We start from the raw sequence: 26110 nt of genomic DNA on the forward strand, positions 1-26110 counted from the left end.
TATAGGATTCGGGGACCGACGAGGGTGTCCGAGCAGCGGGGAGGGGTGTGATGGCGACCCGTCCAGAGATGGCCAGAAACGTCCTGCTCTACTGGATGGACGCCATGATGGCGCTCCTCGGCGTCATGTTCCTGTCGATCGCGGTCCTGCACTGGTCCATGGGCGCGATCTCCCTGCCGCACGCGGCCGCCGTCATCGTCTGCCAGCTCGGCTTCTTCGGCCTCTTCCCCTTCATGCTCCGGGAGGCCTACGACCGCCGCCCGCGCCGCCCGTCGCGCCTGGCGCTGCTCGCCGGCCTGTTCGCGGCGGGAACGCTGGCGCTCCTGCCGCCCCAGATCTCCGACATGCCCTCCTGGGTGGAGATCGGGATGCTGTGGCTGTCGGCCGCCGCGCTCTATCTGCCGCCGCCCGCGACCGTCTGCCTGACGGTGACCGTGCTCGGGCTGGTCACCGGCGTGGCGACGGTCCTCACCGGGCGCCCCTGGGAGGGCATCCTGCTCACCCAGTCGATCAGCGCCGTCGGCATGATCGCCGCCATGCTGCTGTGGCGCTGGCTCTGGTGGACGATCAGGGACGCCCACGACGGCAAGGAGGCCAAGGCCAGGCTCGCGGTGGCCGAGGAGCGGCTGCGCTTCGCCCGCGACCTGCACGACCTGCTCGGGCACAGCCTCTCGGTGATCACCCTGAAGAGCGAGCTGGCCGCCAAGCTGGCCACCAAGGACGAGGGCCGGGCCGCGGCCGAGATGGCCGACGTGCGCCGCCTCGCCGGCGAGGCGCTGGCCGAGGTGCAGCTCGCCGTCGACGGCTACCAGGCGCTCGATCTGGACGAGGAGCTCGCCAGCGTGCGGGCCGCGCTGGAGGCGGCGGGCATGCGGTGCGTGGTCGACGCCCGGGTGGACGGCCTGTCGCCCGTCGCCAGGGCGTTGCTGGCCTGGGCCGTACGCGAAGGGGGCACGAACGTGCTCAAGCACAGCGCGGCCGGGCACTGCACGATCACGATCGAGGCGGGCGTGCTCGAGATGCGCAACGACGGCGTGCTCGGGCGGCCCTCCGGGTCCGGCAACGGGCTGCGCGGCCTGTCGGAGCGGCTCGTCACGGCCGGTGGCTCGTTCTCGGCGGAGCCGACGCCCACGGGCGAGTTCCTCCTGCGCGCGGCGGTGCCCGCGTGACGATCCCGACGACCACCTCTGCGACCGCTTCCACCACCACGGCCACCACGGCCACCGCCCCGGCCACCCCTGCGGCCACCTCCGCGGCCAGGCGCGCGACCCGATGGGTGACCAGGCGCGTGATCCGGCGGGCGACGAAGCTGGACAAGATCCGCTGGCTGATCGTCTATACCACGGACTCCCTGCTGCTGCTGTCCGCCATCGCCTACTACGACCTGTTCATCCGCTGGCAGATCGGGGTCCCGTGGCCGGTGATCGCGGCCGGCGTCGTGCTGCTGGTGGCCTTCCACGTCATGGGGACGCGGCCGTTCAGGACGGCCATCCGAGGGGGTGAGCGGCCGACCGCGATCCTCGCGATGACGGGCGGCATCGTCGTGCTCCTGTCGATCTTCCCCCTCATGTGGCTGTATCCGACGTGGCTCGGCCTGCTGGCGCCGTTCGTGCGCAGGCGCACGATCATCGTCCTGTCGGTCGTCTCGCTTCTGCCGGTCAACCTGCTCGTGACGCTGGTCGAGGGGTTCGCGCCGGAGCTGTTCCTGATGCAGGTCCTGCTCACCGCGATCAACGTCGGCGGGGTGCTGGCCAACCTGTGGCTCTGGCGGGTGGCCAGGGACGCCTACGACGGGCAGGAGGCGCTGGCCAGGTTGGCGGTCTCCGAGGAGCGGCTGCGCTTCGCCCGCGACCTGAACGACCTGCTCGGGCAGAGCCTGTCCGACGTCGCGGCCAGGACGGCCATGGCCGAGTGGACGCTGCGCGGCGACCAGGAGGCGGCCTCGGCGGAGATGTTCGAGGTGCGCGACCTGGCCAGGCGGTCGCTGCGCGAGGTGCGCGCCGCCGTGCAGAACTACCGGGCCGTCGATCTGGACGAGGTGCTCGCCAGTGTGCGGGCGGTGCTGGAGGCGGCCGACGTGCGCTGCACCGTACGCGCCGAGACCGGCTCGCTTTCGCCGGAGACGGGCACGCTGCTGGCCACGGTCGTCCGCGAGGGCGCGACGAACGTGCTCAAGCACAGCAAGGCCGAACGCTGCACGATCACGATCGAAGATGGGGTGCTGGAGATGTCCAATGACGGGGTGAGCGGGCCGGTGGGCGAGCACGCGCCGAACGGGCTGGCGGGGCTGGCCCAGCGGCTGCGCGCGGCCGGCGGCACCCTCGATGCCGGGCCCACGCGGGAGGGCGGCTACCTGCTGCGGGCGGCGGTGCCGGCATGACCACCCGCGTGCTGCTAGCCGACGACGAGCACCTGATCCGCGGCGCCATCGCGGCCCTGCTGGACCTCGAGGACGGCATCGAGGTCGTGGCCCAGGTGGGCAGGGGCGACGAGGTCGTGGCCGCCGTCGCCGAGCACCGGCCGGACGTCGCCGTGCTCGACATCGAGATGCCCGGCATGGACGGGCTGAGCGCGGCCGAGCAGATCAGCTCCGAATGCAAGATCGTCATCCTGACGAGCCTGGGCCGCCCCGGCTACCTGCGCCGGGCCATGGCGGCGGGCGTCAGCGGCTTCCTCGGCAAGGACGCCTCGGCGGAGGAGCTGGCGATGGCCATCCGCAAGGTCCAGTCCGGCGGGCGCTACCTGGACGCGGAGCTGGCCGCCGCGGCGATGGCGGCCGGCGACAGCCCGCTGACCGAACGCGAGCGCGACGCGCTCCGGCTGGCAGGGGAGGGCGCCGCGATCTCAAGGATCGCCATGGAGCTGCACCTGACCGAGGGCACCGTGCGCAACTACCTGTCGAGCGCCATGACCAAGCTCAACGCGCAGAACCGGCTGGAGGCCATCCGCACCGCGCAGCGCATGGGCTGGCTCTGACGACAGGCAAAAAGCCACAGAACAATTGTCCGGTCCGGCACTGAGCCCCCTGCCCCATCCGGGTTGTACTCGTCCTCGGCCGCCGATCGTGGCGGCCTGCCACCAACAGAGGGGGAACGATGAGTACACGGGGGACCGAGCGGCGCTCTAGGGCCACCGTCCTGCGCAGGCACGGGGTGCGCGCGCTGACGGCGGGCGCGGCTCTGGCCGCCTCGCTGGCCGTCTTTGCGGGGCCCGCGCACGCCGCGGGCAACGTGAGCGTGACGGGCAGCGTGCTGGAGATCGTCACCAGCGACCTGGCGGACGACATCCTGGTCGGTCAGGTCGACGGCCGGCTGGTCGTCAGGAACAACGGCGACGTGCTGATCCCCGGCGCGTCCTGCGCGTCGGTCGCCAAGAACGAGGTGGTCTGCAAGGCCGAGGGCGTCACCCACATCGTGGCGATCACGCGGCCCGGTGACGACATCGTGCGGAACCGGACCCTGCTGCCCTCGCGGGTGAGCCTCGGCGACGGCGACGACCAGTTCATCGGCGGGCTCGACACGGACCAGGTGAGCGGCGGCAACGGCAACGACCGTCTCGCCGGGCTGGCGGGGGACGACGTCCTGCTCGGCGAGGCCGGCAAGGACAGCGCCCACGGCGGTGACGGCGTCGACAAGTGCGACGCCGAGATCGTCACGGCCTGCCCGTAGTCCTGAGGTGCCCCTCGGCCGTCCGGCCGAGGGGCATCATGCTGTCAGCAGGTCACGTACGCGGCCTTGGTACTGGCCCGGTAGGCGCAGGAGTCGACGGGCCGGCCGGCCGGGTTGTGGACGGTGGCCGTGTCCTGGTCGTTGTTCCAGACGTACTGCTTGCGGTTCCAGTAGACGTTTCCGGCGCCGTCGGAGCCCTGGCCCGAGCGGAGGGTGATCCGCTTCTTCGGGCCGAGCACCAGGTCGGGGCCGAACTCGTAGGTGTAGCCGGTCTTGTCCCGTACGGTCCATCCCTTGAGGTCGATCGCCCGCTTCGTGGTGTTGAGCAGGGTCACGTACTCGGCGTTCAGTGAGCTGTTGGAGCGGCGGTCGGGCCCGGGCGAGTCGTAGTAGATCTTCACGATCCGGAGGGCCGGAGCGGCGGCGTGCGCCGGGAGCGCGGCGCCGAGCACCGTGAAACCGAGCACCGTCGCCACCATAGTGGCGACGGTCGTGGGGGGAAGTCTCACCGTCGAGTCCTTTCCGGATGAATGTGACGGAAGTAGGACGGCGGACCCTTGGTCCTGGTTTGCAGGGAAGCGACAGAAGTTGATCAACGTGCGTTGAACCGGTTGGTCGGCGGCGCATGAGAGCGTTTCCAGGCCACGTCTCGAAAGCGTCACGGCCCTTGACGGCACCGACGCGCGGAATTTACGTTCGCGGTACTTATCCGGTTCAGCAGATCCTGCCGGTTCTCGTCCATGTCTGGGAGCGCTCCCAGCTCGCGGAGGCCGGTCCCTGTCGGGGGTGCAAGCAGACGTGCGAACCTTCGCGCCAGGCGCGGAGGAAGGAGAGAAGCGATGCGTAACCGGGCTCGGATCTTGATTCCGCTCGTGGCGGCGGGCCTGCTCGCCGCGGGCTGCACCGGCGGCGGATCCACGCCGACCCCGCCGGCCTCCCAAGCGCAGAGCCAGGGCGCGGTGGCCAGTGCCGACCCCAACTCGCTGCCACGCAACGAGACGCTCTACACGACCGGCACCCAATGGGGCCCGCCGCCCAACTTCAACCCGATCAGGGAGTGGGACTCGGCCGTCGGCACCAAGGGCCTGGTGTACGAGACGCTGTTCCACTACGACACGACCGCCGCCAAGCTCACCCCCTGGCTGGCCGAGAGCGGCGCGTGGGCCGACGACACCACCTACGAGCTCAAGCTCCGTCCCGGGATCAAGTGGGCCGACGGCCAGCCGTTCACCGCCAAGGACGTCGTCTACTCCTTCGAGCTCGGCAAGATGGAGACGATCCCCTACCACCACCTGTGGGACTGGCTGAAGACGGTCGAGGCCGTCGACGACCAGAGCGTGAAGTTCACCTTCTCCAAGGCCAACTACCAGCAGTGGGACTTCATGCTCTACAGCCGCTCCATGGTCCCGGAGCACATCTGGAAGGGCCGCTCGGAGAAGGAGGTGCTCGACGGCATCAACGACAAGCCGGTCGGTACGGGCGCGTACACGTTCATGAGCAAGGACCAGGACCGCGTGGTCCTGCAGCGGCGCGACGACTGGTGGGGCAAGACGGTGCTCAACATGGAGCCCAAGCCGCGCTACATCGTCGACATCGCCACCCCGAGCAACGAGGTCGCGATGGGCCTGCTGCTGCAGAAGGGGCTGGACCTCAGCAACAACTTCCTGCCCGGCGTGGCCAACCTGGTGCAGGGCAACTTCGGGCTGACGACGTACTACAACGAGCCCCCGTACATGCTGTCGGCCAACACCGCCTGGCTGGTGCCCAACACCAAGAAGAAGCCGATGGACGACGCGGCCTTCCGTAAGGCGCTGGCCTCGTCGATCGACGTCAAGAAGATCGTCGAAGGCGTGTACGGCAACCTCGTCAAGGCCGCCAGCCCGACCGGTCTGCTGCCGCAGTGGGACAAGTTCGTGGACACGAACGTGGTCTCCAAGTCCGGCTTCACCTTCGACGCCGCCAAGGCCAAGAAGCTCCTGGCGGACGCCGGCTACAAGGACGGCGACGGTGACGGGTACGTCGAGAACAAGGACGGCTCCAAGATCAGCCTGACCCTGATCGTGCCGTCCGGCTGGACCGACTGGATGGAGTCGGCCCGGTCGATCTCGGCCAGCGCCAAGACCGCCGGCATCCAGATCACCCCCGACTTCCCCGACTTCAACGCGCTCGTCGAGAAGCGCGCCAAGGGCGACTTCGACCTGCTCGTCAACAACGAGCGGCAACTGTCGAACTCCCCCTACACCTACTACGAGTACATGTTCCAGCTACCGATCCAGAAGCAGCAGAACACGGTCAACTTCGCCCGCTACGAGAACGAGAAGGCCTGGGATCTGGTCCAGCAGCTCGACCAGGTCAAGACCGACGACGTCGCCGGCATGGCCAAGATCACCGCGCAGCTCCAGCAGATCCATCTCGACGACATGCCCGTCATCCCGCTCTGGTACAACGGCCTCTGGGCGCAGTCCAGCACCAGCGTGTGGAAGAACTGGCCGGCCGCGGCCGGGAGCGCGCCCAAGACCGGTGCCGTCATGTGGCGCAACTGGCTCGAACTGGGCGGCTTCGAGACGCTCACCCAGCTCCAGCCCTCCGGCTCCTGACCGGGACGAACCGCTCCTCCGCCCCCAGGACCCCCGGGGGCGGAGGGCCTTCACGGAGACATTCGCGTGCGTCGTTATTTCGGTAGGAAACTGCTCATCTACGGACTGACCTTCTTCGTCGCCGTCACGGTCAACTGGATGATCCCGCGCTTCATGCCGGGCGACCCGGTCGCCAGCATGGTGGCGCGGGCCAACGTCACCAACGCGCAGGCCGTCGAGGCCATGCGGGCCTACTACAACAACCTGTTCGGGCTGGACCAGCCGCTGTGGCAGCAGTACGTCAACTTCTGGGGCGCGCTGTTCCGCGGCGACTTCGGGCTCAGCATCTGGCTGTTCCCGACGCCGGTCAGCGACGTGATCACGGGGGCGGTGCCGTACACGCTGGCCCTGGTCATCCCGTCGGTGCTGCTGAGCTGGGTGGTGGGCAACCGGTTCGGTGCGTACGCCGCCCGCCGCAAGCTCCTCGACAACACCGTGCTCCCGATCGGCTACGTGCTGACGGCCATGCCGTACATGTGGCTGGCCGTGCTCCTGGCCTGGTCGCTGGGCGTGCTGGCCGGCCTCTTCCCGGTGGCCGGCGGCTACAGCTTCTCCATGCGGCCCAACTGGTCGTGGACGTTCCTGCTCGACCTGCTGCACCACTGGACGCTGCCGTTCCTGTCGCTGTTCCTGGTGGCTCTGGGCGGCTGGGCCATCGGCATGCGCAACATGATCATCTATGAGCTGGAGTCCGACTACTCCAACTACCTGTCGGCGCTCGGCGCCCCCGCCCGGCTCATCCGCAGGTACGCCTTCCGCAACGCCGTCCTGCCCCAGATCACCGGCCTGGCCCTGCAACTGGGCGTGCTGGTCGCGGGCGCCCTGGTCACCGAGATCGTCTTCGCCTATCCCGGCCTCGGCAGCCTGATCCTCAAGGCCATCCAGAACAAGGACTTCTTCCTCCTGCAGGGCACGTTCCTGTTCATCGTGCTCGGCGTGCTGATCGCCAACTTCATCATCGACATCGTCTACGTCGTGGTCGATCCGCGGACCAGGGCGGGAATGGCGGGTGCGCAGGCATGACGGCACTACAGGACGTCGCTCCGCGCGAGCCGGCCGGGGTGCGCCGCGAGGCGCTCTACTTCGCGGTGCGCAACGGCAAGCTGATGACCGGGTTCGGCATCGTGCTCGTGCTGCTCGTGCTCGGCCTGCTCGGCCCCGTGCTGATCGGCGGCGCCCCCAACGAGTACGGCACCCGCCCCATGACCCCGCCCTCGGCCGAGCACTGGTTCGGCACCACCACGTTCGGCCAGGACGTCTTTCTCCAGTTCGTCTACGGCCTGCGCGCCACCTTCGCCGTCGGCGTGATCGGCGGCGGCATCGCCGCGGTCATCGGCATGGTCGTCGGCTTCGTGGCCGGCTACCGCGGCGGCGTGGTGGACGAGGTGCTCAACATGCTGACCAACGTCATCCTCGTCATCCCGACCTTGGCCGTCCTGCTGATCATCAACGCCTACCTGGGCATCCGGAGCGTGGCCGTGCAGGGCCTGTTCATCGGCCTGACGCAGTGGCCGTGGGCGGCGCGGGCGATCAGGGCGCAGACGTTCTCGCTGCGTACCCGTGAGTTCGTGGACCTGGCCAGGATGAGCGGCTCGGGCACCTGGAAGATCATCTCCAGGGAGATCGCGCCGAACATGAGCTCCTACCTGTTCATGACGTTCATCCTGCTGTTCGGCGGCTCGATCCTCATCGCCTCCTCGCTGGACTTCATCGGCCTCGGCCCGACCGAGGGGGTCTCGCTCGGCCTGATGCTGCAGAACGCCAACCAGTGGAGCGCGCTCCAGCTCGGTCTCTGGTGGTGGTTCGTGCCCCCGGGAGCGGCCATCACCGCCATCGTGGGCGCCCTCTACGTCGCCAACGTCGGGCTCGACGAGGTCTTCAACCCGAAACTGAGGGAGACATGAGTCTGCAGGTCAGCGAGCTCCGGGTGTACTACAGGACGCTCAAGGGCGACGTGCGCGCGCTCGACGGCATGTCCTTCACGATGCGCGACGGCGAGATCCTGGGCCTGGTCGGCGAGTCGGGCTGCGGCAAGAGCACGCTGGGCAAGGCCCTCATCCGCATGGACGGCCGCATGCGCCACGTGGACGGCACGGTCGTGCTCGACGGCCGGGAGCTGCCCATCGGCGACGACCGCCGCATGAACGACTTCCGCTTCCGCGAGGTCTCCCTCATCCCGCAGTACGCCATGAGCGCGCTCAACCCCACCCGCAAGATCCGCAAGATGGTCACCGAACTGCTCAGGTCGAGGGGCGCCACCCTGGACGTCGCCGAGCTCGAACGCCGCATGGACCAGGTCGGCCTCCCGCGCGAGGTGCTCGACCGCTACCCGATCGAGCTGTCGGGCGGCATGAAGCAGCGCATGGTGATGGTGATCTCCACGCTGCTCGACCCCTCCCTGCTGATCGCCGACGAGGTCACCTCCGCGCTCGACGTCTCCACCCAGAAGGCCGTCGCCCGCGCCCTGCTGGGCTTCCGCGAGAGCGGCTACGTCAAGAGCATGATCTTCGTCACCCACGACCTCGCGCTCACCCACCACATCGCCGACACGATCATGGTCATGTACGCGGGCAGGCTGGCCGAGAAGGCGCCAGCCGACGTGATCGTCAAGGCGCCGCGGCACCCGTACACGCGGCTGCTGCTCGACTCCCTGCCCGAGGTCGGGGTCCGCTACGCCGACCGCAGGCTCGAAGGCATCGCCGGCAGCCCGCCGTCGCTGCTGAACCCGCCCACCGGCTGCCGCTTCCGCGACCGCTGCCCGATCGCGGGCGAGGAGTGCGCGCAGGACCCGCCGGTGGCCGAGCTCGCCCCCGACCACCACGTAGCCTGCTGGAAGGCCTGATGCTCGAACTTCGGGACGTCACCAAGGAATTCAGGATCGGCGCCTTCGGCGGCAGGAGCGTCACGGCCGTGAAGGACGTGAGCTTCGAGGTCGTGCCCGGCGAGGTCGTCTCCCTGATCGGCGAGAGCGGCAGCGGCAAGAGCACGATCGGCCGGCTGATCCTCGGGCTCAACGCGGCCACCAGCGGCTCGATCACCTTCGAGGGGCTGCCGGTGCGGGCCGGCAAGGAGTACTACCGGCGCATCCAGGGCATCTTCCAGGACCCGTTCAGCTCCTTCAACCCGGTCTTCAAGGCCGACCGCGTGTTCGCCATGATCAAGGAGTCGTACTTCCCGGCCGCGCCCGCGCCCGAGTGGGCGGAGCGTGTCGAGGCGGCCCTGCGCGACGTGCGGCTCAACCCCGGCCAGGTGCTCGGCAAATATCCCCACCAGCTCAGCGGTGGCCAGCTCCAGCGCCTGCTCATCGCCCGCGCGCTGCTGCTGGACATCAAGCTGCTGGTCGCCGACGAGATCACCAGCATGCTGGACGCCTCCACCCGCATCGACGTGCTCAACCTGCTCGCCGAGCTGAAGATCAGGGGCCTCGGCGTGCTCTACATCACCCACGACCTGTCGCTCGGCAACTACCTGGCCGAGCGCACGGTGGTGCTGCGCCGGGGGAGCGTGGTGGAGATGGGGCCGACCGAGCGGGTCTTCGGCGACCCGCTGCACCCGTACACGCGCGAGCTGCTGTCGGCCGTGCCGCGCCTGCACGAGGCGTGGGACGACGCCGTGCCGGTGGACGTCTGCCGCTACCACGAGCAGGGGGCGTCCGGCGGCCTGCTGGAGGCGGAACCGGGGCACTTCGTGGCCTGCGCCCGGCTCGCGACCTGCTAAGGAGAGCCCCTTGACCTACCGTCCGCTGCACGACGGCTGGACCCTGTCGTCGCCCGGCCTCAAGGGCGTCCCCGCGACCGTCCCCGGCTGCGTGCACACCGATCTGCTCGCGGCCGGGCTCATCGACGATCCCTACCTGGACGGCAACGAGCACCGGCTGGCCTGGATCGGCCGTACGGAATGGACCTACCGCACCACCTTCACCTGGTCGCCAGACGAGCACGAGCGTACGGACCTGGTGTGCGACGGGCTGGACACGGTCGCCACGCTCATCCTGAACGGCGTGCCCCTCGGGAGCACCGCCAACCAGCACCGCTCCTACCGCTTCCCGGTCCGCCACCTGCTGCGCGAGGGCGGCAACGAGCTGGTGGCGCGCTTCGGCTCGGCCTACGCCTACGCCGAGGAGCGGCGGGCCGCGCTCGGGGAGCGGCCGGGCCCCTACGACGAGCCCTACCCGTTCATCCGCAAGATGGCCTGCAACTTCGGCTGGGACTGGGGCCCGAACGTGGTCACGGCCGGCATCTGGCGCCCGATCGGGCTGGAGAGCTGGAGCGGCGCCCGCCTGGCCGAGGTGCGCCCGCTCGCCCGCGCCGACGGCACGGTGGAGGTGCGCGTACGGGCCGAGCGGGCGACCGAGGAACCGCTGACCCTGACCGCCGAGATCGCGGGCGTCACCGCGGAAATGCGTCTCACCGGCCGCTCGGGCGTGCTCGGGCTGCGCGTGCCGGAGCCGCGCCCGTGGTGGCCCCGCGGGTACGGCGACCAGCCCCTGTACGACCTGACCGTACGCCTCGCCGAGCAGGAGTGGCGCGGCCGGATCGGGTTCAGGGACGTCGAGCTGGACCGCGAGGCGTTCGCGCTGAAGGTCAACGGCGTGCCGGTCTTCGTCAGGGGCGCCAACTGGATCCCCGACGACTGCTTCCCCTCCCGGATCACCCGGGACCGGCTGGCCGCGCGGTTCGGGCAGGCCACCGCCGCCGGGGTCAACCTGCTGCGGGTGTGGGGCGGCGGCCGGTACGAGAGCGACGACTTCTACGACCTGGCCGACGAGCGGGGCCTGCTGGTGTGGCAGGACTTCCCGTTCGCCTGCGCCGCCTACCCGGAGGAGGAGCCGTTCCGCTCCGAGGTCGAGGCCGAGGCCCGGCAGAACGTCGCCAGGCTCACCCCGCACCCGAGCCTGGTCCTGTGGTGCGGCAACAACGAGAACCTGGAGGGCCACGCCGACTGGGGCTGGCGTGAGCGGCTCGGCGGGCGGAGCTGGGGCGCCGGCTTCTACCACGACCTGCTCCCGTCGATCGTCGCCGAGCTCGACCCCGGCCGCCCCTACTGGCCGGGCAGTCCCTACTCCGGCGCGCCCCACCTGCCCCCGAACGACCCGGCCCGGGGCACGGTCCACATCTGGGACGTGTGGAACCGCGAGGACTACGCCCGCTACGCCGGCTACCGGCCGCGGTTCGTGGCCGAGTTCGGGTTCCAGGGGCCGCCCGCGTACGCGACGCTGCGCCGGGCCTCCTCCGACGAGCCGCTGACGCCGGACTCCTCCCACCAGAAGGCCGTGGACGGGCAGGCCAAACTGCTGCGCGGGCTGGGCGGGCACCTGCCGGCGCCGGAGACGTTCGACGAATGGCACTACCTGACCCAGCTCAACCAGGCGCGGGCGATGGCGTTCGGGATCGAGCGGTTCCGGTCGCTGATGCCGTACTGCATGGGGACGATCGTCTGGCAGCTCAACGACTGCTGGCCGGTCACGTCCTGGTCCGCGATCGACGGCGACGGCCGGCGCAAACCCCTCTGGTACGCGCTGCGCCGCGCCTTCGCCGACCGGCTGCTCACCCTCCAGGACGGCGAGCTGGCCCTGGTCAACGACGCCCCCGGGCCCTGGTCGGGTGAGCTGCACCTGACCCGCCACAGCCTCACCGGCGAGCCGCTGGCCAAGGAGGTCGTCGCCGTGCACGCCGCGCCCAGGTCGGTGCTCAAGGTGGCGCTGCCGGCGTCGGTGGCCGTCCCCGACGATCCCGCCCGCGAGCTGCTCGCCGCCCGGTTCGGCGGCTGCCGCGTGGTGAGCTGCTACGCCGAGGACCCGGCGATGATGTTCCCGCGGGCCGCGTACGACGCGCACGTCGAGCGGGCGGAGGACGGCTACCGGGTGATCGTCACCGCCGTGACCGTGCTGCGCGAGCTGGCCCTCTTCCCCGACCGGCTCGACCCCGGCGCGAGCGTGGACGACCAGCTCGTCACGTTGCTGCCGGGCGAGAGCGCCGTGTTCCACGTCGCCACCGGGCGCGAGCTGGACGCCGGGGCGCTGACCCGCTTCCCCGTGCTGCGCTGCGTCAACGAGGAGGTCAGACCCTGAACTCCTCGGTACGGTGCGCGTAGCCGGGCAGCGCGGCCCGCATCTCGTCGGTGACGACGGGCGGGGGCAGCGGGACGATCTCGCGGCGGTGGAAGTCGAGCACGTCCTCGCCCCCGGCGAACAGCTCACGCACCGCCCCCAGGCAGGGGCCGACCACGCCGGGATCGGTGATCCGCCGGCCGCCCCGGCCCCCGCCGTACCGGTCGTAGAGGACCTCGTACATGAGGGACGGATCGAAGATCACCAGTTCCGGTACGGGCTCGCAGCCCGCCACGTGCGCGGCGGGCACCACCCGGCAGGGTGAGCCCGCCGCGGCGCGTAAGGCGAGCACGTGCATCTCCCACTGCAGGTACGCGGTGATCGGGAACTCGACCACCCGCACCCGCCTGACCGGGTGGCGGTGGCGGAAGTAGTCGGCCACGGGCCCCGCCATGCGGTCGGCCAGCGCCATGGAGCGCTCCCAGTCGCCGTCCATCATGGCCCGCCAGCTCGCCACGTCGGGCTCGTAGAACTCCTGGGCCCGCTCCAGCTTCCACATCGGCTCGGCGCAGAGCTCGTGGTCGCGGTCGAAACCGGCCTGGTACCCCGGCACGTCCAGGACGAGGCCGCCGGCGCCCGCGACGGCGGCGAACGGGTTCGTGTGGCGGACCGGAGTGCCCTGCTCGGTCATGCGGCTTTCCCCTTCGCGTCGAAGACCCGCCCAGATCATCAGTTGAGCCCTTGACCGGGTCAAGGCCCAAAATGATCTGGGGGTCCGTCAGCCGCGGTAGTGGAAACGCCGGTGGACCAGGGTGAACAGCAGCGACGCCAGCCACAGGACCAGCAGGACCTTGAAGATCCCCATGCCGCCGGCGATCAGCGCGATCACCATCCCCACGAACAGGAAGGGCAGGATGGGGCCCGGCCCCGGCCCGTGGTGCCGCCGCCCGGGGTGCCCGGACCACTGCCGCCGCATGTCACGCCGCATGTCACGCTGGGCGTGGTGTACGGACTGCATCTGCCTGCGATGCGCGTGCATCGCGGCCCGCCAGTCGTGCATGTCGAACTGGGGGAGGGGCTCGTGCGGGGCGTACTGCTCACGGGGCTGCCGGCCGGAACGCCGGCCGGGCAGGTCGGCCGTCACCCCGGCGAGGTCACGGGCCGTCTTGGCGGTCAGCGTCCGGTCGAGGCGCTCGTCGAGCTCCTCGTGGGTCAGGCGCCCCTGCGCGAAGTGCTCACGCAGATCGGCCATGGTCTGCTCGCGCTCGGCGTCACCGATGCGCAGGTCGTCGTGGTCCATCCCTGGCTCCTCGCTCCCCACCGGGTCCCTGGTTGAGGTCACTCGTCGCCCGGTTCGCCGTCGGCCAGGATCTGGTAGAGCTTGCGCCGGGTCTCAACCAGAGTCTTACGCGCTTCGCGGATTTGTGCGTCGTTTCCGGTCTGGAGAACTTGCATCATGGCGAATGCCGACTGTCGGGCGATATGCCAGAGATCGGCGGTGTTGTCGTCGATGTCCGGGCGCATCTCGTCCCACGGGGCCCGTACCTCGTCGCTGTGGGCCTCGATGTAGTTGAGGCCCGCCTCGGTGAGGCGGAAGGTCTTGCGGCCCTCGTTCTCCTCCGCGATGACCAGGCCCTCGTCGGTGAGCTGCTGCAGCGCCGGGTAGACGGCGCCGGGGCTGGGCTTCCAGCCGCCCTCGCTGCGCTCGGCGATCTCCTGGATGATCTGGTAGCCGTTGCGCGGCTCCTCGGAGAGCAGGGCCAGGATCGCGGCGCGTACGTCGCCCCGCTTGGCCTTGCGGCCCCGTCCGAAGCCGCGGTGGCCGGGCCCCCACGGGCCGCCGGGGCCGCCCCAGGGGCCGCGTCCGAAGTCGAACGGGAACGGGCCGCCGGGCCCGCCTCTCCTGCCGCGCAGCCGGTGCTCGTGATGGTGGCGGCGGCCCAGGTCGTCGAAGGCGTCGGTGAGGGCCTTGATCGCCTCACGGGCGGCCCTCTTGTACTCGTGTGCGCCGTGCCAAGGGCCGCCTGCTGCTTGTGCGGAACTCATGTTTCCCCCTATATCGTGATCTGTTCTCGATGCGTCAAAGATATATCGGTACTGTGTCGTTCGCAAGCCTCGCGGCGGAGTGAGCCAGATCACGAAAAAGTTGCGAAATACGGGAACAGGATCGGGAGGGGCGTCGTTGTTCAGAGCAGACGAGGTCGTTCCGCGTCGGCAGGGCTGGGGGGTGCTGTCGCCGCGGAGACGACCTCGTCTGCGTTTGCGACCCCATGACCTTCCGGCCACGGCACACCTCACTCTCCTGGCGGCCCGCCTCGCCGCGTAAAGAGATTCTTTGCCGTAGGGTCGCGATCATGATGGGGCACACGCACGCGATGACTGGGGCCATCGCCTGGCTGGGGCTGGCGCCGCCGCTCGCCGCACTTCCGTTGGTGAACGAGTCCACCCGTTTCGTCGAGACCGGGATCATGGCCACCGCCCTCAGTCCCGCCGAGTTCATCGCCGGGGCGATCATCTGCGCGGGGGCCGCGATGCTGCCCGACCTCGACCATCCGAGCGCGACGATCGCGCAGACGTTCGGGCCCGTCACCTGGGCCCTCGCCAAGGTCGTGGCCTTCCTCAGCGGCGGGCACCGCGGGGCCACGCACTCCCTGGTCTTCGCCGTGGCGCTCGGATTCGGCGCGCACTGGCTGGCCAACGCCTATTCGATCGGGCGCGACATCATGGTCGTGCTGCTCATCGGCCTGGCCCTGCGGGCCATCGGCGTCGGCATCCCGGGCAACAAGCTCGGGTCCGCCATGATCAACGTGGGGCTCACCGCCGGACTGTTCGCCGTCTTCCTCTCCCTCGAGGTGGGCTACGCCTGGCTGGGGCTGGCCGTGGCGGTCGGCTGCCTCATCCACGTCGTCGGCGACTGCATGACCGAGCGAGGGTGTCCCGTGCTCTGGCCGCTGTCGGTCCGATGGGTGCTGCCCTGGAAGATCGGCATCAAGACGGGCAAGAAGTTCGAGCAGAAGATCCTGGCCCCCGTGTTGTCGGTGGCGATCATCGGGCTGCTGTTCTGGCGGCTGGGACCTGTTTAACTTGATGTCGAGATACTCTAGAGATATCTTGACATCAAGAGATCCGCCGCGGCCTGCGAGTTAGGTTCACCTAACGTGCTTGTCGATCCGGGAGTGCGGCAGGATTTGCTCTGAACCCTTGTCTGATGGAGGAGGCGAATCACCGTGTCCGCGAACAGCTTCGGCAGCCGTGACACGCTACGCGTCGGCGGCGCGTCATACGAGATTTTCCGGCTGGATGCCGTCGAGGGTGCCGCACGTCTCCCGTACAGCCTGAAGATCCTGCTGGAAAACCTCCTCCGCACCGAGGACGGCGCGAACATCACCGCCGACCACATCAGTGCGCTGGGCGGCTGGGACCCGAACGCGGCACCGAGCGTGGAGATCCAGTTCACGCCGGCCCGGGTCATCATGCAGGACTTCACCGGCGTCCCGTGCGTGGTCGACCTGGCCACCATGCGCGAGGCCGTACGCGACCTCGGCGGCGACCCCGCCCGCATCAACCCCCTCGCGCCGGCCGAGATGGTCATCGACCACTCGGTCATCGTCGACTACTTCGGTCACCCCGACGCCTTCCAGCGCAACGTCGAGCGCGAATACGAGCGCAACCGCGAGCGCTACCAGTTCCTGCGCTGGGGCCAGACCGCCTTCGACGAGTTCAAGGTCGTCCCGCCCGGCACCGGCATCGTCCACCAGGTCAACATCGAGCACCTGGCGCGCGTGGTCATGACCCGCGACGGCAAGGCCTACCCCGACACCTGCGTCGGCACCGACTCCCACACCACGATGGAGAACGGCATCGGCGTCCTGGGCTGGGGCGTCGGCGGCATCGAGGCCGAGGCCGCGATGCTCGGCCAGCCGATCTCCATGCTCATCCCGCGGGTGGTCGGCTTCAAGCTCAGCGGCAAGCTGCCCGCCGGGGCCACCGCCACCGACCTGGTGCTGACGATCACCGAGATCCTGCGCAAGCACGGCGTGGTCGGCAAGTTCGTGGAGTTCTACGGCGAGGGCGTCTCGTCCGTGCCGCTGGCCGACCGGGCCACGATCGGCAACATGAGCCCCGAGTTCGGCTCCACCTGCGCGATCTTCCCGATCGACGGCCAGACCGTCGACTACCTGCGCCTGACCGGCCGCTCCGAGGAGCAGATCGCGCTCGTCGAGGCCTACGCCAAGACCCAGGGCCTGTGGCTCGACCCGTCCGCCGACGAGCCGGTGTTCTCCGAGTACATCGAGCTCGACCTCGGCACCGTCGTCCCGTCGATCGCCGGCCCCAAGCGCCCGCAGGACCGCATCGTCCTGTCGGCCGCCAAGGCCACCTGGCGCCACGACGTGCAGAACTACGTGGAGGACGGCGTCGACGAGGCGGGCGAGGAGACCTTCCCGGCCTCCGACCCGCCCGCCTCCAACTCCGGCGTCAACGGCGGCAGGCCGCACAAGCCGGTGCCCGTCACGCTGGCCGACGGCACCACGTTCGAGATCGACCACGGCATCGTCTCGATCGCCGCGATCACCTCGTGCACCAACACCTCCAACCCGTTCGTCATGCTCGGCGCGGCCCTGCTGGCCCGCAACGCGGTCGACAAGGGCCTCAACCGCAAGCCGTGGGTGAAGACCTCATTGGCCCCCGGCTCGCAGGTCGTCACCGGCTACTTCGAGCGGTCCGGGCTGCAGCCCTACCTCGACAAGATCGGCTTCAACCTCGTCGGCTACGGGTGCACCACCTGCATCGGCAACTCGGGCCCGCTGCTGCCGGAGATCTCCGACGCCATCCAGGCCAACGACCTCGCGGTCACCGCCGTGCTGTCCGGCAACCGCAACTTCGAGGGCCGCATCAACCCCGACGTCAAGATGAACTACCTGGCCTCGCCGCCGCTCGTGGTGGCGTACGCGCTGGCCGGGACCATGGACCTCGACCTCGACACCGAGCCGCTCGGCATCGGCAACGACGGCAAGCCGATCTACCTGCGCGAGATCTGGCCCTCGCCCGAGGAGATCACGGCGGTGGTCAACTCCTCCATCGGCCGCGACATGTTCGAGCGCGACTACGCCGACGTGTTCAAGGGCGACGACACCTGGCGCTCGCTGCCGATCCCGACCGGCAACACGTTCGAGTGGGACCCGTCCTCGACCTACGTCCGCAAGGCCCCCTACTTCGAGGGCATGCCGGAGCAGCCGGAGCCGGTCACCGACATCTCGGGCGCCCGCGTGCTGGTCAAGGTCGGCGACTCGGTCACCACCGACCACATCTCGCCGGCCGGCTCCATCAAGGGCGGCACTCCCGCCGCCCAATACCTGCAGGCCAACGGGGTCGAGGTCAAAGACTTCAACTCCTACGGCTCGCGGCGCGGCAACCACGAGGTGATGATCCGCGGCACGTTCGCCAACATCCGCCTGCGCAACCAGATCGCGCCGGGCACCGAGGGCGGCTACACCCGCGACTTCACCCAGCCCGACGGGCCGGTGTCGTTCATCTACGACGCCTCGGTCAACTACGCCGAGTCCGGCACGCCGCTGGTGATCCTGGCGGGCAAGGAATACGGCTCGGGCTCCTCGCGCGACTGGGCGGCCAAGGGCACGGCGCTGCTGGGCGTGCGGGCGGTCATCGCGGAGTCCTACGAGCGCATCCACCGCTCCAACCTGATCGGCATGGGCGTGCTGCCGCTGCAGTTCCCCGAGGGCGCCTCGGCCGAGGCCCTGGGGCTGACGGGCGAGGAGACGTTCGACATCACGGGCGTCGAGGAGCTCAACAAGGGCGGCATCCCGCGGACGATGCACGTCAAGGCGGGCGACGTGGAGTTCGACGCGGTGGTCCGCATCGACACGCCCGGCGAGGCCGACTACTACCGGCACGGCGGCATCATGCAGTACGTGCTGCGCTCGCTGCTGGCGAAGTAGATCTTCCCGCGCTCCCGCCCGGTCATGAGCCGAGCGGGGGCGGGGAGACCTCTGGCCGTCCGCGCCGGGGGTTGGGCGCGATCCTTACGCGCCCGTATCGGGGGAACCACCCGACACCTTGAGAGCCGCCCGGCGGAACACCCTCCGCCCGGGCGGCTTTCACGCTTCCCGGGGCGCCTTCCTTCACGAGACCTTCGCCGCGGTGGCCGACCAGGTGTCGCAGGTGGCGGGGGAGCCGGAGCGGAAGCCCCGCTCGAGCCACGAGGCCCGGCTGGCGCCCTTGCCGTGGCTGCGCTCGCCGTCCTCGTCGCCGGTGGCCTTGACGGTGTCGAGCAGCGCCGCCCAGTCGCGCTGCGGCCGTCCCAGCGAGCCCCAGACGCTCCCCAGGAACACCCCGGCCAGGCAGTCGGCCTGGAGCTCGTAGCGCCGCTTGAGGTCGCCGTCACGCTCACGCCGGGCCCTGGCGGCCATCTCGTACGCCTTCCTGATGCCGAGGGCGCTCTGCACGTGGTGACCGTACTCGTGGGCGGCCACCTTCATCGGGTAGAGGTCGGTCCGGCCCTCGATCCAGGAGCCGGTGAGCGGGAAGACCAGGGTGGCGCGCTCGGTGCAGTAGAAGGCCGCCGCGTGCTCGGGCCAGGGCATCCCGCACACGGTCCGTTGGGGCTCGTCGAAGTAGCGGACGACGGGCCTGCCCAGGCTCCGCCCGGCCTTCCGGACATAGGCCGCCCACGACTTGTCCAGACATTTCATGACCGCCCCGAGATACTCCCGCCCCCGCGGGATCCCACCGGTGCTGAGTGGCCTCTCCGGACAGGACGCGGCGGCCAGCCTGCCGGCCTTCTTCGGGAACGGGCTCTTGATCGGGGCGGCGGCGTGGGCGGTCTGGGCGGAAAGGCCCGCCATCGCGAGGGTCGCGGTGAGGGCCAGGGCGCGGGCGAGGGGCGAGAATGGCACGGTCGGCAGCTTAGAGGCGGAGCGGGTGTGGCACGATGTGAGGTGCCACCCGGCGAAGCGCTATTTCGCCGGGCGGCGAACTCATGTCATCCGTGCCAGCACGGTGACCGCTTCGGAGACCACCTCCTCGGGCGCGCTGCCGACGAAGAAGTCGAACCGGTCAGTGGAGACGGCTCGGACCTGCTCCATCATCGCCCAGCTCGTCTTGGCCAACCCGGTGCCATCGCGGCCGATGCGGATATGGGTGACATATCCGCGGTCGCGAGTGGTCAGCGGCACGACCAGGACGAGTCCCAGTCGCGACTGGTTGAACCGGTCGTTGCTGACGATCAGGGCGGGACGGTCGAAACCCTGCTCGCGACCGGTCGGCGGGTCGAAGCGGGTGAACCAGATCTCACCTTGCGCCAGTTTCATTCCTTCTCCTTGGGGATGCTGATCAGGCCCTCCCATTCGGGCGCGATCCGGCGGACGTGTGGCCGTGACCCCAGCACGAGCTCGCGCTCGGCCAGGTAGTCAGCCCAGCCCTCCGGGTCTTCGCGCTGGGTCTGCTCGATTTGCTCGTCGAGCGTGTCCCAGAAGAGCTTCTGCTCGTAGTCGGCTATGGCGTCGTTGAGCACCTCGGTCATGTTCCGACCCTCCTTGCGGGCGATCCGGGCTAGGCGGTCTCTGGTCTTGACGCTGACGCGTATCGTCGTCGCTTTGGGTTTCATGTTCATACTCCAGAGGCTACGTCTGCGTCGTTCGGAAACACTACAGGCTTGCGGTCACTCTCGCAGGCGGGGTCGCAACGCAGAGTAAAGATGATTGACTCTTCCGTATGACTAGTACGGCATTGGTGCTGATTATCGGTGGTTTGGCGGTTTTTGTCGGCGCCATCGTCCAAGGTGGCGTCGGTTTCGGCCTCGGGCTGGTCGCGGCCCCCGTGCTCACCATGCTGGGCCCCGACCTCATGCCCGGCGCCATCCAGGTCGTCAACCTGACACTCCCGCTGTTCACCCTGGCCGTCGAGTGGCGCAAGGTGGACTGGCGGGGGGTCGGGTTCGCGGTGCTCGGCAGGCTGCCCGGGAGCGTCATCGGTGCACTCATCATTGTCTACTTTTCCATATACACCCGAGGCATCTTCGTCGCCGTCATGGTGCTGGTCGCCGTGGTGCTGACGGCGCGGGCGCTGAGCGTGCCGCGTAACGGGTTCACGATCACCTCGGCGGGGTTCGTGTCGGGGATCACCGGCACCGCCACCGGCATCGGCGGGCCGCCCATCGCGCTCGTCTACCAGAACGCCAAGGGCCCGCAGATCAGGGCCACGCTGGCGATGTTCTTCTTCCTGAGCGCCGCCCAGTCGCTGCTCATCCTCGCGTTCGTGGACGAACTCCCCGCCCGGTCGCTGCTGACCGGGGTCGTCCTCATCGTGCCCATGGTGCTGGGGTTCCTGGTGTCGGGGCCGCTGCGGCGCTACCTCGACGGCGGCAAGGTGCGGGTGGCGGTGCTGGTGGTCGCGGCGGCCTCCGCCCTGGGATTGATCGCGCAGAACGTGGTCACCCAGATCTGGTGAGGCTCTGATGGAGTCGGCTCGGCTTCCTGGACACCCGTGGGGGCGTGGCCGTGCTGCTGCCGCCTGTGGGACGGGCGCGGGAGGCCGGGGCGTGGACCCCGGACAAGTGGCGGAGCCTGGCCGGGGAGTTCGCCGTCCGGCTCTTCCGCCGTACGCCGCGTGCGACGGCCCGGCGGAGATCGCCCGTGTCCATGCCAGGGCACGCGATCTCGGAGACCGGTACCTGGACGGCTGAGCGTGTGAGCGATAGATGGCCAGTTTGAGCGGTAGGTGGCCACTCTGAGAGCGGGCTCTTACTCAGTCCTCGTGATCGGCTCGATCTGTCAGCCGCTGTCCGGCGATTTCTACGGACCATCCAGTCGCCTGGTCACTGTGTCGAGTGTCGGCCAAGGAGGGCCCTTGCGCAGCAAGCGCAGGAATTCCTCTCCGAATCGCCTCCCGTTCGGAAACTGGTCGCCACGCTCCCAACGCCAAGCTGCGACCATCGCGAGAATGAGCTGTCGGCACTCGTCCAGCAGTCCTCGGTCAACGCTTGGGTAGTGCTCGCAGACCGCCTCGGCAACATGGGCGAGATCGAACTCGACGGGTCCACGGCAGTACGTCTCAAGGTCGATGAACAACGGGCCATTCGTCGTGCTGAGCACATTGCCTGGATGCGGCTCGCCGTGGAGCAACTGCTCCACCGCGCCGCGGTCCTCGATCGTCCGTCGCAGGCTTCCTAGTCTGCTGCCGAGGAACACGCGGTCTGCGTCGGCGAGTTCCGGCGAGAGAACCGGGTTGGCAACGACTTCTTCCGCCTCCGCTATGCGATCCGTGAACCGCGGGCTCGGAACGTCGACCTTGCGCATGCCAGCGTGCAGCCGCTCCAGCGCCTTGGCGTAGTCGACTGGTGAGACGGGAGGTGTCACGGGCTCGTAGTAGATCCACAGCGTCACTTTGAAGCCATCGCGCGTGTACACGAGCGGGTCCGCCCGAGGCTCCAAGAGCCCCACCGGGCATCCGGCCTCGGCGAGCCGTTGCGCGAGCTCGACTTCGAGCCGTGCAGCCTCATGCCCCACAGGGGCGACCCGGGCAAGGACGTCGCATGGCGTCAGCCGCAGCGCCAGCTATTCGAGTTGTGGAGAACGACTGCGTCGTCGGCTGGCAGGTCGAGCGATGCGGCGACCGAAGTCGCAGCCGCGATCGCACGCGTGACGTCGGTTATCTCCACCCGCGAATCTTGGCATAGATGACCGAGGGCGGTGCCAACGGGCCTGGCCAGGTGCCAACTACCGTGGCTCGGCATAGCGGGGTGGCCAACTACCGCTCTCAGGCATCGAGTGCAAACTGCTGGAACCTAGCCGGGCATGCCGGGCATGCCGGGCATGCCGGTCCGCAGGCGATGCAGCGCGTGCTGCGCACCGCACGTGCGACGACTTCCGATCCGGCACGTGGCGCGTCAACGTGATACCCGATGCCCAGGGGGCGCGGAGTCGGCCGCTTCGCCGTCGAATCGGTGGCCGCCGAAATCAGGCGCCGCGATGGTACCCGGATGTACCTCACGCGGGAGCCCGGAGAAGACGGTCCCGAGGGTTTCTACTGGAAACTCGGGTTTCAGTTCACCGGTGAGAAGAGCGAGGGGGCAGACGGTCGGGGTGCTGGATCTGACCAACGCCTGACGTGGCCACCATCGCCAGCGCCGTTGCGTTGCTTCCTGGACTCCCCGGTGGCGCCTACGACCTCGTAGCCGATACTCGGGCTCGACGTTCAGGAGTCGCGGCGATTCCTTCGCGGCGCGATGAAGACGGCCCAGGCGGCCACACCCAGGGCCGGACCCAGGGACAAACCTAACCCGACACCGAAAGTGACGTTGTCAAAAAGACCCCCGACGACGTCGAAGAGAAGGCCGAAGGCAGCGCCAAATGCGATCCAGATCCCGAGATTTGCCCAGATCCCGAGACCTGCGGGCGGGGGCGTGTTGTTGCTCGTCATTGCATCTCTCCTAAGGACGCGGGCGGACTGGGCTGACAATCTGGCGGCCCATCACGGGGGATGTTGGTGTTCGCGTTGTCCGGTGGTGCGGAGCGGCCGTGTGCCCGCCGCGGCTACGCCGTGGCACGGCGGAGGAGCGAGTACCCGCCGACGGCGAACGCGGCGGCGACCAGGACCGGCCAGCCGGCGAGCAGCGCCGTGGGGGACTGGTCGAGCAACCAGCGGCCGATCGCGTGCCATTGCCGGGTCCACGTGATCAGCGCGGCGGCCAGCCCGAGCGCTGTGAAGGCCAGGGTGAGGCTGGCGAGGACGCCGGTGGTGCCCCAGCGCAGGTGCAACGTGCCGAGCAGGATCCCGAGGTGGGTTACGACCAGCATGGGTACCGCGTACCCGAGCAGGAGCAGCACCGGGTTGGCGTCATCCATGAACGGCAGGCCGAAGTAGCGCATCCCCATCCCCCAGTAGCCGGTGGCCTGTTCCACGGCGCGCAGCAGGCAGAGCACCAGCGCGTAGACCACCGACTGGACGACCGCGAGCAGTGACCAGGCCAGGTAGAACTCCCGGCGGGTCACGCTCATGCCCAGCGCGTAGGGGAAGATCTGGGTGACCGAGACGGTGGCCATCGCGATCACGATGCCGTATAGGCTGACCAGGCCGCCGGTGGTCGTCACGCCGTCGCCCGGGTCGTAGTTCGCCATGAAGAGCAACAGGTTGATGCCGAACGCGACGGCCATCATGCTCCACGTCCAGCCCACGATGTGCGGCCAGGCCGGCATCTGGAGACGGGCTACCTGACGGATGCGGTTCATCGGACGGCCTCCCGGTCCGCCAGCGCCGTTGTCGTCGGCGGTGCGGTCAGGCGGACCACGAGTTGCTGCAACGACAGCGGCTCCAGCTCGACGTTCAGCGTCTGCGCGAGCGCCTTCGCGTGCGGTCCGAGCCCACCGAGGATGGTCGACCGGACCAGGCCGCTCAACCGCTCGCGGTGCAACTCGGTGCGTCCGGCCGCGAACCCGTCCACGGCCTCCGCCTGACCGGTGGCCGCCACCGCCTGCCCGCGCAGGTCGTCGGCTTCCTCATCGAGCAGCAGCCGGCCACGGTCGATGAGCAGCACCCGCTCGACCAGATCGCTCACCTCGTCGATGAGGTGGGTGGACAGCACCACGGTGCGGGGATGCCCGGCGTAGTCGGCGAGCAGGCGGTCGTAGAAAAGCTGCCGGGCGGCCGCGTCGAGCCCGAGGTACGGCTCGTCGAAGAACGTCAGGGGCGCCCGCGCGGCCAGCCCGACGGTCACGCCGAGGGCCGACAGCATGCCCCGCGAGAGCCTGCGGACCAGCCGCCCGGCCGGTAGCTGGAAGTCCGCGGCGAGGCCGTGCGCGAACGTGTCGTCCCAGTTCGCAAACAGCCGGCGTGCGGTGCGAAAGACGTGGCGCACGGTGTAGAAGTGGGGGTAGCGCTGGCTCTCCCGGACGAAACAGACCTTCGACAGGACGGCCGGGTTCTCCACCGGTGGTGCGTCGAAGACCGACACCTTCCCCGACGACGCGAACGCCTGCCCGGTGAGGATCTGCATCAGGGTGGTCTTGCCCGCCCCGTTGCGCCCGAGCAGGCCGTAGATCGTGTGCTCGGCCAGCGCGAAGCTCACGTCGTCGAGCGCCGTGACGTCACCAAAGCGCTTGGTCACCCCGTGTGCGGTTACCACCGCCGTCATCCCAGGTCCCTCCCGACAACCGCACCGAATGAATCGATCATCTTCATCAGCTCGTCGTGGCCGATACCGAGCTTGCGCGCCTCGGCGAGCAGGGGTTCCACGTACTGTTCGGTGAACCGTTCCCGTCGCCGCTCGCGCAGCCTGGCCCGGGCGCCACCGGCGACGAACATGCCGATGCCACGTCGCTTGTAGAGCGTTCCCTCCGACACGAGTTGGTTGACGCCCTTGGCCGCGGTGGCCGGGTTGATCCGGTGAAAGGCGGCAAGCTCGTTGGTGGACGGGACCTGGGCCTCCTCCACCAGCGACCCGTCGATGATCGAGTTCTCGATCAGCTCGGCGATCTGAAGGAAGATCGGTCGGTCGTTGTCCATCGTTGGCTTAGCCGCCCAACTGGTTAGCTACATGTGTATGTAACCATGCAACCTTGCGTCGCGGCTGTCAAGCCGCCGGGCGTTCCGCGACCTCAGCCGGCGTCGGCGCCGGGACCCGTTTCCCGCTCAGGAAGGCAGCCGGTCTGGGCGAACAGGGCGAACAGCCGCTCCAGGGCGCCGCGGATCTGAGCGTCGGGGCCGGGGACGGGGTGGTCGGCGCCGTCATAGCAGTAGCCGATGGGCAGCGCCTGCTTGAGCTGTCCGCGCGGGGCCTTGGACAATTGGCCGCCGCGCAGCCGGGCGCCGAGCAGGTGCAGCTCGGCCTCCGACATGGTGCCCTTCATGCCCAGCACGAGCCGGTCGTTGAACGTCCTGGGGTCATAGAGGCCGTCCTCGTCCAGGATGAGCGTGCCGGTCAGGGCGCAGATCTCCAGCAGCCGATGCCAGTCGGTGTTGTTGCACCTGTTTCAGCGACGACTGGCGGACATACAGGTAGGCGCCGCGCCGCAGATGCTCGGCGGTCACCTTCGCCGATCCGGTCATGTCCCGATGCATAACAGCCTCCTCTCCGCTGCGTTCAGGGCCATTGGTGCCGGCGCGTCTGGCGGGGCGGCCATGACGAGCGAAGCCAGCACATCCACCAGTTGCGCGCATCGCCCGCCGTCCGGCAGGTCCGCCGTCGCCGGCCGCTCCGGCTGCGGTGCCGGGCCAGATGCCGGAGCACGGCGCGGGGTCGAGATGAGGGCCACGGCCGCCGCCCACGCCGCCATGCCGGAGCGGGCAAGCACGCTCCAGGCGTGCCGGCGGTCGTTTCCCCCTGCCGCCGAGCACCGCCGCGCGCAGGCTCTCGTAGTGTTCGCTGATCGTGGCTGGGCTGGGCGTGTCGCAGGAGGTCAGCGCCCAGTCGCCGCCTCCGGGTCGCGGGGTTCACGTCGCCGCCTGAGTGCCCGCTCCACCGAGCGTGGATGCACCGGGAAGCCGAACTCGGCTTCGATGAGCCTGGCCAGCGCCCGGCCCTTGAGCCGGGGATCGGCTGCCCGCCACTGCTCGACCCGGTCCATGACCTGCGGGGTCAGCTTGCGCGGCCCTTTCGGGCGCGGGGATAGACCGCCGCCGGCCCTGCTCGTCGAGATAGAACACCACATCACCGCTCCAGCACCGCGACCTGGCCACGAACTGCAGCACCTGCCCGGCCAGCGGATGGAACGGATGAGTGACCCTCACCAGACCATCTTCAG

General features: G+C 69.3%; 27 protein-coding genes and 1 pseudogene. 13 read left to right on the forward strand and 15 right to left on the reverse strand.

Features of this window, described 5'->3' with window-relative positions; genetic code table 11:
* The first annotated feature begins 50 nt into the window (after nucleotides 1-50).
* From AB0I15_RS12980 to AB0I15_RS12995, 4 genes are all read left to right on the forward strand, one after another.
* Nucleotides 51-1169 carry a histidine kinase gene (locus tag AB0I15_RS12980; RefSeq protein ID WP_358094054.1) on the forward strand — a complete coding sequence of 373 codons (1119 nt, stop codon included), beginning with the start codon at nucleotides 51-53 and terminating at the stop codon, nucleotides 1167-1169.
* Complete coding sequence (locus AB0I15_RS12985; RefSeq protein WP_358094056.1) at nucleotides 1166-2380, forward strand: histidine kinase; 1215 nt, start codon at nucleotides 1166-1168, stop codon at nucleotides 2378-2380. The genes AB0I15_RS12980 and AB0I15_RS12985 overlap by 4 nt, the downstream gene beginning before the upstream one ends.
* Nucleotides 2377-2976 carry a response regulator transcription factor gene (locus AB0I15_RS12990; protein ID WP_358094059.1) on the forward strand — a complete coding sequence of 200 codons (600 nt, stop codon included), beginning with the start codon at nucleotides 2377-2379 and terminating at the stop codon, nucleotides 2974-2976. Before AB0I15_RS12985 ends, AB0I15_RS12990 begins: the two co-directional genes overlap by 4 nt.
* A 119-nt stretch (nucleotides 2977-3095) precedes the next feature.
* Nucleotides 3096-3668 carry a calcium-binding protein gene (locus AB0I15_RS12995; RefSeq protein ID WP_358094061.1) on the forward strand — a complete coding sequence of 191 codons (573 nt, stop codon included), beginning with the start codon at nucleotides 3096-3098 and terminating at the stop codon, nucleotides 3666-3668.
* 44 nt (nucleotides 3669-3712) lie between these two features.
* Here AB0I15_RS12995 and AB0I15_RS13000 read toward each other — a convergent pair whose 3' ends face one another.
* The gene (locus AB0I15_RS13000) at nucleotides 3713-4177 is read right to left on the reverse strand and encodes a lamin tail domain-containing protein (protein WP_358094064.1); all 465 of its coding nucleotides are present in this window, start codon (nucleotides 4175-4177) and stop codon (nucleotides 3713-3715) included.
* 330 nt (nucleotides 4178-4507) lie between these two features.
* On the opposite strand from AB0I15_RS13000, the gene AB0I15_RS13005 reads away from it, so the two are divergent.
* The 6 genes from AB0I15_RS13005 to AB0I15_RS13030 all read left to right on the forward strand — a co-directional run bounded on the left by AB0I15_RS13005 (nucleotide 4508) and on the right by AB0I15_RS13030 (nucleotide 12374).
* Nucleotides 4508-6265: an ABC transporter substrate-binding protein gene (locus AB0I15_RS13005; protein ID WP_358094067.1), complete on the forward strand. Its 1758-nt coding sequence runs from the start codon at nucleotides 4508-4510 to the stop codon at nucleotides 6263-6265.
* Nucleotides 6266-6331: 66 nt separating this feature from the next.
* Complete coding sequence (locus tag AB0I15_RS13010; protein ID WP_358094069.1) at nucleotides 6332-7327, forward strand: ABC transporter permease; 996 nt, start codon at nucleotides 6332-6334, stop codon at nucleotides 7325-7327.
* Nucleotides 7324-8208, forward strand: coding sequence for an ABC transporter permease (locus AB0I15_RS13015; RefSeq protein WP_358094072.1), 885 nt, complete (start codon nucleotides 7324-7326; stop codon nucleotides 8206-8208). The genes AB0I15_RS13010 and AB0I15_RS13015 overlap by 4 nt, the downstream gene beginning before the upstream one ends.
* Complete coding sequence (locus AB0I15_RS13020) at nucleotides 8205-9146, forward strand: ABC transporter ATP-binding protein (protein ID WP_358094075.1); 942 nt, start codon at nucleotides 8205-8207, stop codon at nucleotides 9144-9146. The genes AB0I15_RS13015 and AB0I15_RS13020 overlap by 4 nt, the downstream gene beginning before the upstream one ends.
* On the forward strand, nucleotides 9146-10021 hold the full coding sequence (locus AB0I15_RS13025; protein WP_358094078.1) for an ATP-binding cassette domain-containing protein: 876 nt from the start codon (nucleotides 9146-9148) through the stop codon (nucleotides 10019-10021). The genes AB0I15_RS13020 and AB0I15_RS13025 overlap by 1 nt, the downstream gene beginning before the upstream one ends.
* Nucleotides 10022-10031: 10 nt before the next feature.
* Nucleotides 10032-12374, forward strand: a complete 2343-nt coding sequence (locus AB0I15_RS13030; protein ID WP_358094081.1) for a glycoside hydrolase family 2 protein — start codon at nucleotides 10032-10034, stop codon at nucleotides 12372-12374.
* Here the strand turns inward: AB0I15_RS13030 and AB0I15_RS13035 are convergent.
* The 3 genes from AB0I15_RS13035 to AB0I15_RS13045 form a co-directional block, all read right to left on the reverse strand.
* The gene (locus AB0I15_RS13035; RefSeq protein ID WP_358094084.1) at nucleotides 12364-13044 is read right to left on the reverse strand and encodes a DUF6879 family protein; all 681 of its coding nucleotides are present in this window, start codon (nucleotides 13042-13044) and stop codon (nucleotides 12364-12366) included. The genes AB0I15_RS13030 and AB0I15_RS13035 overlap by 11 nt on opposite strands.
* Nucleotides 13045-13131: 87 nt before the next feature.
* Nucleotides 13132-13653, reverse strand: a complete 522-nt coding sequence (locus AB0I15_RS13040) for a DUF1707 domain-containing protein (protein WP_358094087.1) — start codon at nucleotides 13651-13653, stop codon at nucleotides 13132-13134.
* 38 nt (nucleotides 13654-13691) lie between these two features.
* The gene (locus tag AB0I15_RS13045; RefSeq protein WP_358094090.1) at nucleotides 13692-14399 is read right to left on the reverse strand and encodes a PadR family transcriptional regulator; all 708 of its coding nucleotides are present in this window, start codon (nucleotides 14397-14399) and stop codon (nucleotides 13692-13694) included.
* Nucleotides 14400-14707: 308 nt separating this feature from the next.
* On the opposite strand from AB0I15_RS13045, the gene AB0I15_RS13050 reads away from it, so the two are divergent.
* The gene (locus AB0I15_RS13050; protein WP_358094093.1) at nucleotides 14708-15436 is read left to right on the forward strand and encodes a metal-dependent hydrolase; all 729 of its coding nucleotides are present in this window, start codon (nucleotides 14708-14710) and stop codon (nucleotides 15434-15436) included.
* Between the two features lie 144 nt (nucleotides 15437-15580).
* Nucleotides 15581-18310, forward strand: coding sequence for an aconitate hydratase AcnA (acnA, locus tag AB0I15_RS13055; RefSeq protein WP_358094096.1), 2730 nt, complete (start codon nucleotides 15581-15583; stop codon nucleotides 18308-18310).
* Between the two features lie 183 nt (nucleotides 18311-18493).
* Here acnA and AB0I15_RS13060 read toward each other — a convergent pair whose 3' ends face one another.
* From AB0I15_RS13060 to AB0I15_RS13070, 3 genes are all read right to left on the reverse strand, one after another.
* On the reverse strand, nucleotides 18494-19267 hold the full coding sequence (locus AB0I15_RS13060; RefSeq protein WP_358094099.1) for a neutral zinc metallopeptidase: 774 nt from the start codon (nucleotides 19265-19267) through the stop codon (nucleotides 18494-18496).
* Between the two features lie 81 nt (nucleotides 19268-19348).
* Complete coding sequence (locus tag AB0I15_RS13065; protein ID WP_358094102.1) at nucleotides 19349-19681, reverse strand: type II toxin-antitoxin system PemK/MazF family toxin; 333 nt, start codon at nucleotides 19679-19681, stop codon at nucleotides 19349-19351.
* Nucleotides 19678-19977, reverse strand: a complete 300-nt coding sequence (locus tag AB0I15_RS13070) for a ribbon-helix-helix protein, CopG family (protein WP_358094107.1) — start codon at nucleotides 19975-19977, stop codon at nucleotides 19678-19680. Before AB0I15_RS13070 ends, AB0I15_RS13065 begins: the two co-directional genes overlap by 4 nt.
* A 143-nt stretch (nucleotides 19978-20120) precedes the next feature.
* On the opposite strand from AB0I15_RS13070, the gene AB0I15_RS13075 reads away from it, so the two are divergent.
* Complete coding sequence (locus tag AB0I15_RS13075; protein ID WP_358094110.1) at nucleotides 20121-20819, forward strand: TSUP family transporter; 699 nt, start codon at nucleotides 20121-20123, stop codon at nucleotides 20817-20819.
* A 344-nt stretch (nucleotides 20820-21163) separates the two neighbouring features.
* Here AB0I15_RS13075 and AB0I15_RS13080 read toward each other — a convergent pair whose 3' ends face one another.
* From AB0I15_RS13080 to AB0I15_RS13115, 8 genes and pseudogenes are all read right to left on the reverse strand, one after another.
* Complete coding sequence (locus AB0I15_RS13080) at nucleotides 21164-21877, reverse strand: aminoglycoside phosphotransferase family protein (RefSeq protein ID WP_358094113.1); 714 nt, start codon at nucleotides 21875-21877, stop codon at nucleotides 21164-21166.
* A 688-nt stretch (nucleotides 21878-22565) separates the two neighbouring features.
* Nucleotides 22566-22790, reverse strand: coding sequence for a hypothetical protein (locus AB0I15_RS13085; protein ID WP_358094116.1), 225 nt, complete (start codon nucleotides 22788-22790; stop codon nucleotides 22566-22568).
* 113 nt (nucleotides 22791-22903) lie between these two features.
* Nucleotides 22904-23599, reverse strand: a complete 696-nt coding sequence (locus AB0I15_RS13090; protein ID WP_358094119.1) for a hypothetical protein — start codon at nucleotides 23597-23599, stop codon at nucleotides 22904-22906.
* Nucleotides 23596-24501, reverse strand: coding sequence for an ABC transporter ATP-binding protein (locus tag AB0I15_RS13095; protein WP_358094122.1), 906 nt, complete (start codon nucleotides 24499-24501; stop codon nucleotides 23596-23598). Before AB0I15_RS13095 ends, AB0I15_RS13090 begins: the two co-directional genes overlap by 4 nt.
* Entirely contained in the window at nucleotides 24498-24872 is a 375-nt protein-coding gene (locus AB0I15_RS13100; RefSeq protein ID WP_358094125.1) for a GntR family transcriptional regulator, read from the reverse strand. Before AB0I15_RS13100 ends, AB0I15_RS13095 begins: the two co-directional genes overlap by 4 nt.
* A gap of 92 nt (nucleotides 24873-24964) precedes the next feature.
* Complete coding sequence (locus AB0I15_RS13105; protein ID WP_358094128.1) at nucleotides 24965-25225, reverse strand: hypothetical protein; 261 nt, start codon at nucleotides 25223-25225, stop codon at nucleotides 24965-24967.
* A 540-nt stretch (nucleotides 25226-25765) separates the two neighbouring features.
* Nucleotides 25766-26017, reverse strand: a complete 252-nt coding sequence (locus tag AB0I15_RS13110) for a helix-turn-helix domain-containing protein (protein ID WP_358094131.1) — start codon at nucleotides 26015-26017, stop codon at nucleotides 25766-25768.
* A pseudogene (locus tag AB0I15_RS13115) lies at nucleotides 25980-26096 on the reverse strand (DUF5372 family protein); the annotation flags it as partial. The gene AB0I15_RS13110 and the pseudogene AB0I15_RS13115, both read right to left, overlap by 38 nt.
* Between the last annotated feature and the right edge of the window lie 14 nt (nucleotides 26097-26110).

The sequence above is a fragment of the Nonomuraea sp. NPDC050643 genome (assembly GCF_040654715.1).
GTDB lineage: Bacteria > Actinomycetota > Actinomycetes > Streptosporangiales > Streptosporangiaceae > Nonomuraea.

Coding starts and splice junctions, on each gene's coding strand:
- AB0I15_RS12980 (WP_358094054.1), top strand. CDS start 51: ATGGCGACCCGTCCAGAGATGGCCAGAAACGTCCTGCTCTACTGGATG.
- AB0I15_RS12990 (WP_358094059.1), top strand. CDS start 2,377: ATGACCACCCGCGTGCTGCTAGCCGACGACGAGCACCTGATCCGCGGC.
- AB0I15_RS12995 (WP_358094061.1), top strand. CDS start 3,096: ATGAGTACACGGGGGACCGAGCGGCGCTCTAGGGCCACCGTCCTGCGC.
- AB0I15_RS13005 (WP_358094067.1), top strand. CDS start 4,508: ATGCGTAACCGGGCTCGGATCTTGATTCCGCTCGTGGCGGCGGGCCTG.
- AB0I15_RS13015 (WP_358094072.1), top strand. CDS start 7,324: ATGACGGCACTACAGGACGTCGCTCCGCGCGAGCCGGCCGGGGTGCGC.
- AB0I15_RS13020 (WP_358094075.1), top strand. CDS start 8,205: ATGAGTCTGCAGGTCAGCGAGCTCCGGGTGTACTACAGGACGCTCAAG.
- AB0I15_RS13025 (WP_358094078.1), top strand. CDS start 9,146: ATGCTCGAACTTCGGGACGTCACCAAGGAATTCAGGATCGGCGCCTTC.
- AB0I15_RS13035 (WP_358094084.1), bottom strand. CDS start 13,044: ATGACCGAGCAGGGCACTCCGGTCCGCCACACGAACCCGTTCGCCGCC.
- AB0I15_RS13040 (WP_358094087.1), bottom strand. CDS start 13,653: ATGGACCACGACGACCTGCGCATCGGTGACGCCGAGCGCGAGCAGACC.
- AB0I15_RS13045 (WP_358094090.1), bottom strand. CDS start 14,399: ATGAGTTCCGCACAAGCAGCAGGCGGCCCTTGGCACGGCGCACACGAG.
- AB0I15_RS13050 (WP_358094093.1), top strand. CDS start 14,708: ATGATGGGGCACACGCACGCGATGACTGGGGCCATCGCCTGGCTGGGG.
- AB0I15_RS13065 (WP_358094102.1), bottom strand. CDS start 19,681: ATGAAACTGGCGCAAGGTGAGATCTGGTTCACCCGCTTCGACCCGCCG.
- AB0I15_RS13070 (WP_358094107.1), bottom strand. CDS start 19,977: ATGAAACCCAAAGCGACGACGATACGCGTCAGCGTCAAGACCAGAGAC.
- AB0I15_RS13085 (WP_358094116.1), bottom strand. CDS start 22,790: ATGACGAGCAACAACACGCCCCCGCCCGCAGGTCTCGGGATCTGGGCA.
- AB0I15_RS13090 (WP_358094119.1), bottom strand. CDS start 23,599: ATGAACCGCATCCGTCAGGTAGCCCGTCTCCAGATGCCGGCCTGGCCG.
- AB0I15_RS13095 (WP_358094122.1), bottom strand. CDS start 24,501: ATGACGGCGGTGGTAACCGCACACGGGGTGACCAAGCGCTTTGGTGAC.
- AB0I15_RS13100 (WP_358094125.1), bottom strand. CDS start 24,872: ATGGACAACGACCGACCGATCTTCCTTCAGATCGCCGAGCTGATCGAG.
- AB0I15_RS13110 (WP_358094131.1), bottom strand. CDS start 26,017: ATGTGGTGTTCTATCTCGACGAGCAGGGCCGGCGGCGGTCTATCCCCG.